Origin of the sequence: Lysobacter sp., from assembly GCA_013141175.1 — a bacterium.
Lineage (GTDB): Bacteria > Pseudomonadota > Gammaproteobacteria > Xanthomonadales > Xanthomonadaceae > Lysobacter_I.
In genome coordinates, this window is the sequence record JABFRN010000001.1 from 3,212,183 (window position 1) to 3,223,899 (window position 11,717).

9 protein-coding genes and 1 tRNA gene are annotated in these 11,717 nt (G+C 63.9%); 3 read left to right on the forward strand and 7 right to left on the reverse strand.

The window, feature by feature from the left end; all coding sequences use genetic code 11:
• Window positions 1-100: 100 nt before the first annotated feature.
• The 4 genes from HOP03_14075 to HOP03_14090 form a co-directional block, all read right to left on the reverse strand.
• Window positions 101-592 (reverse strand): LEA type 2 family protein, encoded by a 492-nt coding sequence (locus HOP03_14075; protein NOT89289.1) that lies wholly within the window; start codon window positions 590-592, stop codon window positions 101-103.
• Window positions 593-701: 109 nt separating this feature from the next.
• The gene (locus HOP03_14080) at window positions 702-1,289 is read right to left on the reverse strand and encodes a lipocalin family protein (protein ID NOT89290.1); all 588 of its coding nucleotides are present in this window, start codon (window positions 1,287-1,289) and stop codon (window positions 702-704) included.
• A 42-nt stretch (window positions 1,290-1,331) separates the two neighbouring features.
• On the reverse strand, window positions 1,332-4,256 hold the full coding sequence (locus HOP03_14085) for a serine/threonine protein kinase (protein ID NOT89291.1): 2,925 nt from the start codon (window positions 4,254-4,256) through the stop codon (window positions 1,332-1,334).
• Entirely contained in the window at window positions 4,246-5,001 is a 756-nt protein-coding gene (locus HOP03_14090; protein NOT89292.1) for a sigma-70 family RNA polymerase sigma factor, read from the reverse strand. The genes HOP03_14085 and HOP03_14090 overlap by 11 nt, the downstream gene beginning before the upstream one ends.
• A gap of 254 nt (window positions 5,002-5,255) precedes the next feature.
• On the opposite strand from HOP03_14090, the gene HOP03_14095 reads away from it, so the two are divergent.
• Together HOP03_14095 and HOP03_14100 are read left to right on the forward strand one after the other, a co-directional pair.
• Window positions 5,256-7,163 (forward strand): family 43 glycosylhydrolase, encoded by a 1,908-nt coding sequence (locus HOP03_14095; protein ID NOT89293.1) that lies wholly within the window; start codon window positions 5,256-5,258, stop codon window positions 7,161-7,163.
• A gap of 67 nt (window positions 7,164-7,230) precedes the next feature.
• Window positions 7,231-8,850 carry a hypothetical protein gene (locus HOP03_14100; protein ID NOT89294.1) on the forward strand — a complete coding sequence of 540 codons (1,620 nt, stop codon included), beginning with the start codon at window positions 7,231-7,233 and terminating at the stop codon, window positions 8,848-8,850.
• Between the two features lie 262 nt (window positions 8,851-9,112).
• Here the strand turns inward: HOP03_14100 and HOP03_14105 are convergent.
• A tRNA-Phe gene (locus HOP03_14105) sits at window positions 9,113-9,188 on the reverse strand.
• Between the two features lie 148 nt (window positions 9,189-9,336).
• Between HOP03_14105 and HOP03_14110 the strand changes: the two genes are divergently transcribed.
• A complete protein-coding gene (locus tag HOP03_14110) occupies window positions 9,337-9,819 on the forward strand; it encodes a hypothetical protein (protein ID NOT89295.1) in 483 nt (160 codons plus the stop codon).
• On the opposite strand, the gene HOP03_14115 is transcribed toward HOP03_14110, so the two are convergent.
• Both HOP03_14115 and mutY read right to left on the reverse strand, forming a co-directional pair.
• Window positions 9,762-10,070: an oxidative damage protection protein gene (locus HOP03_14115; GenBank protein ID NOT89296.1), complete on the reverse strand. Its 309-nt coding sequence runs from the start codon at window positions 10,068-10,070 to the stop codon at window positions 9,762-9,764. The genes HOP03_14110 and HOP03_14115 overlap by 58 nt on opposite strands.
• A 29-nt stretch (window positions 10,071-10,099) precedes the next feature.
• On the reverse strand, window positions 10,100-11,578 hold the full coding sequence (gene mutY, locus HOP03_14120; GenBank protein ID NOT89297.1) for an A/G-specific adenine glycosylase: 1,479 nt from the start codon (window positions 11,576-11,578) through the stop codon (window positions 10,100-10,102).
• Window positions 11,579-11,717 lie beyond the last annotated feature (139 nt).

Genomic DNA, 11,717 nt, shown 5'->3' on the forward strand with positions numbered 1-11,717 from the left:
GTTCGGAAGAGGGATTCGAAGAGGAAGATGGGAAATACAGGCCGAAAGCGTGCCGTATGCAGAGGGGGTGTCGCCGACTCGGTCGAGCGTTCCGTGATGCTCAGCGCATCACGCCGGGAAGCCCGGGTACCGGACTGAGCGCACTGTTGCGTTTGACTTTGTAGTCGCGCGCCTTGTGGTCCTCGGCTGCGGCGCTGATCTTGCCTTCGAGGCTGTAATCCAGGCTGCGGCGGTCGGCGAGGGCGTCGGCGATGACGATGCGCGCCGCTGCGCTGGGCGCGAGCGTGACGTCGACGACATCGGCCGATTCCGGGCCTATCGTCAGCGCGGGCGCGGCCTGCAATTCGCCGGCGACTTCGGTGCCTGCGCGGAGCGTCATCGCGATGCGTTCGAAGCGCATCGGCACGTTGCTGAAATTCTGCAGCCGCAGCGCGACGGTCCATTGTCCGTCGGTGCCGACGCTCAGTTGCTGGATGCTGGCAGTGGGCTCGGACACGCGCCGCACCGGGCCGGTGACACAGCCGGACAATGCCAGGAGGCATGCCGCTGCCGTGATCGCCGCACTCAATCGCATTGCCCATCGTTGCCGCATCGCGCGCTCCAGAGACATTCGGGACCGCAATACTAGCGCGCCTCCATGCGCGACCGTACGTCCGGGCGGATCGCGGCCGGTCGACGGGTCATCGGGCGTTGCGGCGCAATCAGCGCAGCGGTGCGCTGACGATGAGGGTGTCGAGTTCATAGCCCATCGCGGTCGCACGGGCCTTCAGTTCATCGAACTGCGCCTTGGACATGTCGGGGGTGCGCGACAGGATCCAGAGGTATTCGCGCCCCGGCTCGCCGACGATGGCCCACTGGTAGTCGGGGTCGAGCGCGATCACCCAGTAGTCGGCCCAGGTCAGCGGCAGCCAGGACAGCCAGTCCGGCGCGAACCGCACCTCCAGCCGGCCGGGATGGTCCGGGTCGCGCCGCGCGACGCCATCGACCTCGTCGATATCGCCGTCTTTGTTCTTGCATCGATTCTTGACGCCGACCAGGTCGTCGTCGCGCAGGGTGTACTGGGCGGAGGTCTCCGCGGCGCATTTGCGCTGGAAGAACATCGGCAGCCGGGCGATTTCGTGCCATTGGCCCGCGTAACGGGTGATGTCGAGTTCGCTCACCGAGGTCACCTCAGCGGCACGGGCAGGCATGGCCAGTGCGGCGGACATCAACAGGACGGACAGTGCCGATACGGCCAAAGTCCGTGCCGATGGGACCTGCCTGGATGGAATCTTGGCTAACCGACGCATGCGACCCCCTGCGATACGCAACCCGATTCGGGCGGGCCGATCTTAGCGCGGTTGGCGTAAAGCGGCCGTTGCGCCCGGTGACGCGCCATCCGGCATCCGCGTCGGCGGCGGCAGGCGCGCGAGCTGTTCCCTGAGTTCCCGTATCTTCGGATGCTCCGGGTCGCCGTGGATCGTCGTGCCGAACGCGATCGCCTCGGTCAGCAGTCCGCGCGCGTCGGCCGACGCGTTCTGGCGTTGATGGATGCCCGCACGCATGTACATCGCGCCGAAACGGGCGAGCTTGATCGTCTTCGAATCGCCGGGCTTTGCGGCGGTGATGCGCAGGATATCTTCCAGCGGCGCGATCGCCTCGCCATCCGCGCCGGCGTCGATGGCCATTTTCGCCGACAGCAGCTCATTGAAGACGAGGTAGGGATGGTCCGCGCCGAGGTAGCGCCGGATCTCGGTATTCGCACGCTGGATGATCCGCTTGGCATCCGCTGTCCTTCCTGCATCGTTGAGGGCGCGGGCGTAGATCGACAGCACGTGGGGAATCGGCAGTTTCCGTCTTTCGGTTTCCCGGGCGATGTCCTCGTAGAGCGCGAGCGATTCGTCCAGCAATGTCCTGTCGTCGAGATCGATGCTGAATTCGGACAGGATATTGGCCAGCGTGATCTTGGCCGAAATCGTCTGCTCCAGCGTTGCGCCACGGGATGACGCCAGCAGCGCCACGCTTTGCCTCGCCTGCGCAATGATGTCTTCCGGCCGTCCATCGCTGAGCAATGCGCGTGCGGAAGCGGTGTATTTCAGCGATTCGGTGTAATAAGGATGCTGTCGCCCGAGACTTTGTCCGAGGACATCCATCGCCCGTTTCGAATAGGCGAGCGCCTGCCGCACCTGCGCTTCATCGATGGCGACCGCATGCAGTGTCGCTTCGCTGCAGGCAAGCAGCGCGCGGCCGGTTTCCGGATGCCGCATGCCGTAGGTCTTTTCGAACGCGGCCAGCGTCTCGATGGCGAGGGATCTCGCCTCCGGCTGCCGGTTCATCCGCAGCAGTGTCCGCACCAGCGCCAGGCGCGCGTTGTTGGCGACTTGCGGATAACGTTCGCCGCCGAGACGGATGGCCTGGTCCAGCTCCGCCTCCGCTGTCGTGGTGTCGTAGATATCGGTGTGCCATTGCGCGCGCAGGGTCAGCAGTTCCGGCAGCATGCGCGAGGCGTCTCCGCGCAAGTAGCGCGACGCTTCCAGCGCCTCGTCGAGCAGAGTCAACGCTTCGTCGTGCCGGCCCTGGTGCCAGCGCGCGCGCGCCAGTTCCGTGGTCAGGCCGATCCGGGTCGGACGATCCTCGAACGCACGGTCGAGAAACCCCGTGTTTTCCTGCAGCGCGCGCCTGCAGATCGTTTCCGCCTCGACATGGCGCGCCTGCTGGTTCAGCGCGATCGCGCGCGTGGCGTCGGCGCGCGCCTGGATCGTGGGATTGTCCTCGCCGAGCGTTCTGGCTTCTTCGCCGAGTTCCAATGCATGCGCATAGTCGCCGATGGTGATGTAGTTGCGCGAAAGCGTGAGCAGGCCATAGGCCATGGTGTTGTCGTTGTGGTCGTTTCGGGACTCGCGCAGCTTCGATTCCGTGCGGCCGAGCAGTACGCGCGGGTTCAATCCGGCTTCGCCCAGCCCCGACATGGCCGCGGAACCCAGGGATTCCTCGAAGACGAGGCTGAGCGCGGCCATATCGCGTTCGTTCTGCCGGTGCTTCAACCATTGCCCACCCAATGTGGCGGTCAATCCCAGCGACAGGCATGCGATGGCCGCGGCGGCGAAACGATGGCGGCGCACCAGCTTTCCCAGGCGATAGCCGGGGCGACCCGCCACGGCCGAGACCGGCCTCGCCTGCAGCCAACCTTTCAGGTCTGCGGCCAGATCCGCAGCGGTCGCGTAACGTTGCTCCGGCACGGGCTGCAGACACTTGCGCAGGATCGCGTCGAGATCCGAGTGAAGCAGGCGCGCGAGCGATCTTCTGGAAGACAATCCCCGTGCCCGCAGTGCAGCTGGCGTCGCGCCGTCGATCAGCGCTTCCGTATCGAATGCGTCCTCGGAGAGCAGATTGCACAGCAGCGGGATCGGACTTGCCGTCGGCGGCGTGTCGAACACCAGTTCGCACAGCACCGCGCCGAGCGAGTAGATGTCGCTGGCGAAACCGGGCGATTCCTGTGCGATCCTTTCCGGCGCCGCATAGGCTGCGGTCATGCCCAGCCGCACCGTTCCGTCGCTTTCGCCGTCGCTCAGCAACGATGCGACCCCGAAATCCAGCAGCCTCACCAAGCCATCGTCGTCCACCAACAGATTCGCGGGCTTGATATCGCCGTGCACCACGCCGTGCTTGTGCGCGTACTGCACGGCATCGCAGACCTGCAGCAAAAGCGTCACGCGCTCGACTATCGTGCGACGACGATGGTCGCACCAGCGGTCGATGGGCGCGCCGTCGATCAGTTCCATCGCCAGCCACGGACGGTCTCCGGCGTCCAGTCCGCCGTCGATCAGCCGACTGATTCCCGGGTGCGAGAGCTTCGCGAGGATTTCCCTTTCGCGCAGGAATGCGTCCGTCGGCGGGCGCGATGCCGCTTCGATCCGGATGCGTTTGATCGCCACGCTCTGGCGATAGGCGCCGTCGTCGCGATGCGCCAGATGGACGCATCCCATGCCGCCCTGCCCGAGCAGGGAATCGATCCGCCACGGACCGAGTCGGTCGCCGGGCGTGAGATCGACATCCGCATGCGAAGGTGCGCTCGTCCGCGGCAGCGACGATTGCGGCGTGCGGTCAAGCAGTGAGTTGTCGTTCCGGTGTTCGGCCTGCAGCAGCAGCGCAAGACGATCCGCCATCGCGGGCTTGCGCCAGTGCAGCCACCACAGGTGCGGCGCGCGCAGCGGTCCCGGCAGCGCCAGATGGCGCTGCAGGCTGCGCAAAATGCCTGCGGTGTCCTCAGCGCCCATCGATGGTTGCGGTTGCGTATTCGTCGTCCATGCGTTGAAGCAGGAAGAGTTTCGCGGCTTGCCAGTCGCGTCGGACGGTACGCACGTGCACATCGAGGACGGAGGAAATTTCGCTCTCGGACATTCCGCCGAAATAGCGCCATTCGACGACCTGGGCCAGTCGCGGCGCGTGCTTGTGGAGTTCGTCCAGTGCCGCATCGAGCGCCAGCATTTCGTCGGGCTCGCCGTGTTCCGCAGCGATCGACACGCTTTCCAGCGAAATGGACGCCACACCGCCGCCGCGCTTTTCGGCGCGTCGGCGCCGGATCTCATCGAGGATCGCCATCCGCATCGCGCTCACCACCAGGCCGACGAGCTGCCTCCGGTTTTCGGCGCGGACATTGTCCTTGCGCATCAGGCGAAGCCACGTTTCGTTGATGAGCGATGTCGGGGTCAGCGTATGTCCGGATGAGTGCCACAACTGCGCGCGCGCGAGCCGGTAGAGATCGCGATACAGCAACGAGTAGATCTCGTTCCAGACGAGCGGCTGTCCATGTCTGGCGCGGTCGATCAGTGCAGTGATCGATTCCGGAACATGGGAAGCGGGGTTGATGTGCGGGTCGGACGGCATCGTGGCGAGCACTATGAGCGATTTCTTTTCGACGCAGACAATCCCATTGTATTCAATGAAACCGATTGGTTTATAAGGAAATTGTCGGCCTCTCGAAGCGGCTGTCGATATCGATTGAAGTGTGATGCCCGGCACATAACGGGAAAATATTTCCTGACGAACGCAGCCCGGATGTCCTGTCTCGGGTCCGGCCCGCGGCTTGAATAGACAGCGTTGTCAGCCAAGCGAACCCGGTGCGATGGACCAGACACGGTTTTTCGGTGCGCCGGTTCTCCGGTTTTGCATGCCAACGCACAGTCTTGTCGTCCGTCATCGATCCTGGAGAACTGCATATGAAACGAACGGATGCTTCGCGTGGAAGAACGATACTGTCATGCACGCTTGCGGCCGTGGCACCAGCCCTCTGTACGCTCGGCATGTTGGCCGGCGATGTCTACGCGGCATTGCCGACACTCGTGTCCAACCCGTTATCCATTGCCGTGCCGGATGGCGGTGCCATCGCCGATCCCGAGGTCATCAAGTTCCGGGGAACGTATTACCTTTACGGCACGATGGGCCCTTCCGGTATCCGGGTCTGGTCGTCGCGGAATCTGGTGAACTGGCAGGATCGCGGCATCGCCGCGACCGCCGCGAATGCCTGGTACGGCTGGGCGCCGGATGTGCTGTATCACAACGGCCAGTTCTACATGGTGACCAGCGGCGATACCGGTTCGTACAGCGACCATGTCGTGATGCGCAGCGACAGTCCGCTCGGACCGTTCGTCCGCATCGCGGACACGTTGCCGAACAGTATCGACGGCAATATGTTCCAGGACGACGACGGCAAGCTGTATTTCTTCTGGGCCGCCGCCGGTGGTGTCCGCTATCGGCCGATGACGGCGCCGAACACGCTCGATACCGGACAGCCGGAGCGACAGCTCACCGCCTGCGTCGTCAACATCATCAACAACTGGACCGAAGCGCCGATGGTCTGGAAGCGCAACGGGACCTATTACCTGTCCTACACGGGCAATGACTGGACCCGCGACGACTATCAGGTGCATGTCTGCAAGGGTGCCACGCTTTCCGGAATGGTGCCGCAAGCCAACAAGGTGATCACCCTCGACACCGTCGGGACGTGGCGCGGGGCGGGGCACAGCACGATGGTTGTCGGGCCTGATCTGACGAACGTCTACAACGTCTATCACGAGCGCCAGTACGGCGGAACTCACCGGAATCTCGGGCTCAGTGAAGCGTGGATCGCTTCGGATGGGCAACTGCGCGCGGATTCGCCCGAGAATGGCGTCAACATTCCCGCACAGCCATTGTTCCGCGACGATTTCGAGCGCGACGCGATCGGCGCCGGGTGGCAGCAATTCGGCAACGCGCCGTGGGGCACCTGGAATCGCGAATTGCTGTGGCACGACAGTCGCGGCTACAGCGGATGGAATCTGCAGGTGACCAGCAGCCAGGTTTCGCCACCGGATTACGTTTACGAAGGCAGCGCCAAGCAATGGGAGTGGGGACCGCTCACCACTTCGCTGTATCCCAAGTACGGTCTTGTCTCCAGCGTTGCCAAGGATGCGGCCGGCAATGTGACCAGCGCGTTCTTCTACGGCGTCGATGCGCGCAACAACCTGCTGGTGTCCTGGGCGTTGGTCAATGGCGTCGACCAGGGATGGCAGAACACCGCGATGCCCGCAGGCTGGAATCACAACGCCTGGCACGCGCTGCGGATCGAGAAGCGCGGCAACACATTCAAATTGTTTTACGACGACATGCTCAAGCAGACCCGGAGCGTCGCGCTGGGCGGCGGCGGCTTCGGTGCCGGCGCGGACAACACCCACGTCGATTTTTCGTCGCTGGCGATGAATCACAACGTCAACGGCTGGTATCGCATCACGCCGCGCAACGCGCCTGACAAGGCAGTGGAAGCCGGCGGCTGGAGCACCGTGGACGGTGGCAACGTCATCCAGTGGTCATTCGGCAGCAACCAGGCCAACCAGCTCTGGTGGGCGCAGCCGCGCGGTGGTACCGGCGGCGTGTCGTTCGCGAACAAGCACAGCGGCAAGATGCTCGACGTCGCAGGTTATTCGCCTTACAGCGGCGCGAACGTGCACCAATGGAACGATGTGCGCGGCACCAACCAGACCTGGTTGCCCGGTGCAGCAGGCGGCGCGTGGTGGAATTTCCGCCCCAACCACGCGCAGGACCAGTGCCTGGATGTCAGCAGCGGCAGCCCCAACAACGGCGCGAATGTCCAGCAGTGGCAGTGCAACGGCGGTACGCCGCAGCATTTTTCGTTGGCGCCGTATTGATCCTTGTCGTCGATCCCTCGTGGGTAGGCGCTGATTCAGCACGGCCATCGGATCGGATTTCGATTCCATGGGCCGCTGCTCGCTGCAAGAGGGCTGCCGAACGATCGCGCGGCAGTCCTGTGGTCGGTTTCCGTTTGCCTTGCGCGTGCCGGCGATTGCAGAGGTGCAAGGTTCGATTTTCATATCGGTATGTGCGTTTTTTCATTCACATTTTTCTCATGTCAAAGGAATTTCCATGAAACTGAAAAATAAAGCGTTGGTCACGCTGCTTGCTTTTGGCGCGTTGGGCGGAATCGCTGCGGATGCTTCAGCTGCAGAAGGTTTCGTATGGGTTGGATACAGCACGAACACTACGGGATACGCGTTCTCCGTCTACGAATATCGTTACGACACCGCGCAGCAGAAAAGTCTGAAGTGCGCCAGCACGCTGTGGAATTCGGCGCCGATCGTGGTGTCGTTCGGTGGTGCCAGCGGCACTTTTTCCGACATGCTGGACAGCACTCTTGGAAGAAAGCTGAGCAACGCCTGCGTGCGCCTGGTGGGAATCAAGGGCGCAAATGACTACATGACAGGTGCGCCTCCGGTGAATGTATCCAACCATAAAATGGCATGGGATCGCGTGAGCGTCGCCGGTCAGAACATGGGTTTCGCGGTCAATGCTGTCATCAGTTGGGCGTATTACAGCGGTGCTTCGCACGTCACTGTCAAAGGAGGCAGTGCGAGCGGAATTTTTGGCGCGAAAGTGCTCGATCAGCGCTTTGCGTCGTTCGGCGTGGCGCCGTGGAATAAAGTCCGCCGCTTCGTTTTCGGTGGGCCGCCGGCGGCGGATCTTGCCCAGGCCTGCAGATACACGGCTGACGGCACCAACATATTGCAAGGGGTGACGACCGGTTTCACGGGTTACGGGACCTGCAAGTTGTATCTGGCGAGTCGCAGCTATGCAGCGGACAAACTGGTTAACACCTTCACGCCAACGCAGCTCTCCCAACTGTATTCGATGGGAATGAAGGTCAATACCTTCGTCGGCGATAAGGACGAGATTTTCGGTTATGGGATCCCAGGGGCGAATTGCGCCACCGCGACAAACGCTTCGTGCTGGAAGGGCCCGGAAGGTGTCGATGACTATCTGGCTGTCTCCGGTCTGCGCAACATCCCGGGCGGCGTGTGGAAGGCCTCTGTGTCCAATCCGTGGGCGGCTAAATTCGCGTCCGCGAGCGCCGCGACGACCTTCACCACCGTCCCGGGCGCGACGCACAGTTCCGGGCCGGATATCACTTCCGGCATCTGCGACGTGATCGCCGAAGGCCGCGCAAACACCAACCCGGCCGCCTGTTACGACCCGGGTGCGGTTGTCGGCGTAATCGACTACGTACAGAGCAATACGGTCTACGGTTGGGCCTGCGCTAGCAGAAGTCCGTATCCGATCGTCGTGCATCTGTACGTAGGCGGGTCTGCGGGCGCGGGGACTGTGATTGGTGGCTATACGGCGAACGTGGCGAGCGAGCTGGCAGTGGCGAGCGTATGCGGATCGTTCGGCAGGGCTTACCGGTTCCAGATTCCTCTGTCGCTGGCGACACGTCAGGCGCATGTGGGCAAGAAAATCTATATCCACGCGATTCAGCCGACGGGCACCTCGCCGAACAATCTGATCAACAACTCTGGCGTCTTCTCGGTTCCCGCACCCTGATCCACGAGGTTCCCGCGCCGCGCACATGAAACGCGGCGCGGGAACTCGCGTTTTGTTCCCGGACAAACCGGAATGCGGTCATGTGTATCGTGATGCCGATGGCCGTGTCCGCCGGAACTCGCTTGTCTGTTCCGGACGCGGTACCAGCCGCGAACCGATCGGTACCCCCTGATGCTGCGCCGTACACCGGTACGCATCGAAATTCCGGACAACAAAAAACCCGCATCGCTGCGGGTTTTTCTTCGCTCGTTCGACGATGTCGTGGTGGCCGGGGAGGGAATCGAACCCCCGACACGGGGATTTTCAATCCCCTGCTCTACCAACTGAGCTACCCGGCCACGGGCGAGCGCGGAATGATACGGGGACGGCGGGCGAAGGGCAAGCCGGCCGTGCGCTGAATGCCGGGGTGGCGGGGCTTGCGCCTGCCGGCCGTAGGCGGATCATCCTGATCATCCGTTCTTCATGACCATCGACCCCGAGGCTCCCATGAAACGCTCGACTCTGTCCCTTTCGGCCCTGCTGGTGGCGTCCGCAGCGAGCGGCTGCGCGAGCGGTGGCGGTTTGCGCGACGCCGAACGGCTCACGCTGTATCGCACGCATGCCGGTGAGCCCGTCGACAGCATCCAGTACACCGGCCACTACAACGGCTGGACGCCGCTCAGCGATGGCGTCTTCGCGCTGTGGACGCGGCCGAGCCAGGCCTGGTTGGTGGAGTTGTACTCCCCCTGCAGCGAGATCGACTACGCCGACACCATCGGTTTCCGCGACACCAACGGCCGGTTGAGCGCACGTTTCGATCAGGTCTACGTGGGCAGCCACAGCCTCATTCCGATCTCGTGCACGATCAAGGAAATCCGTCCGCTGGACGTGAAAGCGATCCGCATCGCCGAAAAAGACGCGCGCGGCAGGCGTCAGGTCGAAGAGTCCCCCGTCGAGCCGGCTCCGGAAGCGCCTGCTTCGGGCACGTAACCGGCCGGTTTCTCCGCGCCGCCCGAGAAGAGGAATTTCTCCATTTCGCCCTGCAGCATCTTCCGGTGATCGGGATTCATCGGCGACAACCGGTTTTCGTTGATCAGCATGGTCTGGTGCGCCAGCCACTTGGCCCAGGCGCCCTTGCCGATGCGCGCGAGGACGCGCTGGCCGAGTTCGCCCGGCCATGGTGCGAAGTCCAGGCCTTCGGTCTCGCGTTGTTCGTATTCGCAGAACACGGTGCGGGGCATGGTCGGGATCCGGGTATGAGTGAAGGGGGTCAGGCGGATGCGGCGTGCAGCAGGCTGCGGATCGGAGCGGGGATGCCGAGCGTCGCGAGCGCGTCGCGCGCGACCCAGCGCAGCGCCTCATTGTCGTGGATCCGGGCGTGCAGCGCGAGGTCGCGCCACGCCAGTGGGTGCATCAACAAGCGATAGTGGGTGAAACCGTGGTGGATCTCGTCGAGCGCCGATCCATTGTCGTAATCGCCATCGATGTGATGCTCGAACCAGGCGCGCGCGCTGTCGTGGTCGGCAGCCTCGGGCAACGACCACAGCGACGCCCATATTCCGGCAGGTGGCCGCCGCTGCAGCAGCACGCGGCCTGCATCGTCCCGGATCAGCAACACGACCGCCTTGCGCTCCGGCAGCGGTTTTCCGGGCTTCGGCGTGGGCAGTTCGGCGACGCGACCGTCGCGCAGCGCGATGCAATCGTTCTGCAGCGGGCAGAGGATGCAGGCGGGGTCGTGACGGGTGCACAGGGTCGCGCCGAAATCCATCTGCGCCTGGGTGTAATCGGCGAGGCGTTCGGCTGGCAACAGCGATTCTGCGATCGCCCACAGCGTTTTTTCGTTCGCGGGCGTGCCCGGCCAGCCTTCGATACCGAACATCCGCGCGAGCACGCGTTTGACGTTGCCATCGAGGATCGCGTGCGGATCGCCACAGGCCTGCGACAGGATCGCGCCGGCCGTGCTGCGGCCGATCCCGGGGAGTGCGATCAACGCATCGATATCGCGCGGCAGCTCGCCGTGATGCCGTTCGACACAGCGCTTCGCCGCGGCGTGCAGGTTGCGGGCCCGGGCGTAGTAACCGAGGCCCGACCATAGCGCCATCACATCGTCCTGCGGCGCTGCGGCCAGCGCGCGCAGATCGGGCAGGGCGGCGACGAAACGTTCGAAGTACGGAATCACCACCCGTACCTGGGTCTGCTGCAGCATGATTTCCGACAGCCAGACCCGGTAGGGCGTGCGCGGATGCTGCCACGGCAGATCGTGACGCCCGGAAACATCGAACCATGCGAGCAGCGCGGGTGCGTAGCGGGCGGTATCGATCACGGTGCCGGCACGTCCTCGTCGTCGAGAACGACATCCACGCCTTCCAGCGTTGCGCCCGAGATTTCCAGCTGCGGCGAGCGCAGGTGGCCATCGAGCGGCGGCAGCGGCGAGCCGCCTGATTGATCGATCCAGCCGAGCACCTCGTAAAGGCGGAAACGACCGTCGAACGCGGTGGCGTCGCGTTTCACCTGCAAACCGGCGACGCCCGAGAGATCCGGCTGTCCGGTATAGCGCAGCGCGAACGGCAGCGGAGACGTGGAATCCGACACGGGTGCGGGCAATGATGGCCAGGCATCCGGCCACTGCGGCAACGCGCCATCGAGTTCGACCACCAGGCGCCGGCCCAGCGCGAGCGCGCCGTGGGCGTCGAAGTCCGGCATCGGCGATTCGCCTCGCAGCGCCACGCCGACCGGCGCCAGTACCCATGTGGCTTCGTCGAAACGCAGTGGGCCGTGCAGCCCGAGCGAGAACGGCAATCGCGTATCGCCGGATTCGTAACGCGCGAAGACGCCGAGTTTCGCAGGTACCACCGTCAATTCGTCTTCGCCCAGATGCAGCGGGCCGG

What these genes read in the sequence shown, in the direction of transcription:
- HOP03_14075 (NOT89289.1), bottom strand. Translation starts at nt 592, where the DNA reads ATGCGGCAACGATGGGCAATGCGATTGAGTGCGGCGATCACGGCAGCG.
- HOP03_14080 (NOT89290.1), bottom strand. Translation starts at nt 1,289, where the DNA reads ATGCGTCGGTTAGCCAAGATTCCATCCAGGCAGGTCCCATCGGCACGG.
- HOP03_14085 (NOT89291.1), bottom strand. Translation starts at nt 4,256, where the DNA reads ATGGGCGCTGAGGACACCGCAGGCATTTTGCGCAGCCTGCAGCGCCAT.
- HOP03_14100 (NOT89294.1), top strand. Translation starts at nt 7,231, where the DNA reads ATGGGCCGCTGCTCGCTGCAAGAGGGCTGCCGAACGATCGCGCGGCAG.
- HOP03_14110 (NOT89295.1), top strand. Translation starts at nt 9,337, where the DNA reads ATGAAACGCTCGACTCTGTCCCTTTCGGCCCTGCTGGTGGCGTCCGCA.
- HOP03_14115 (NOT89296.1), bottom strand. Translation starts at nt 10,070, where the DNA reads ATGCCCCGCACCGTGTTCTGCGAATACGAACAACGCGAGACCGAAGGC.
- mutY (NOT89297.1), bottom strand. Translation starts at nt 11,578, where the DNA reads ATGGGTACTGGCGCCGGTCGGCGTGGCGCTGCGAGGCGAATCGCCGAT.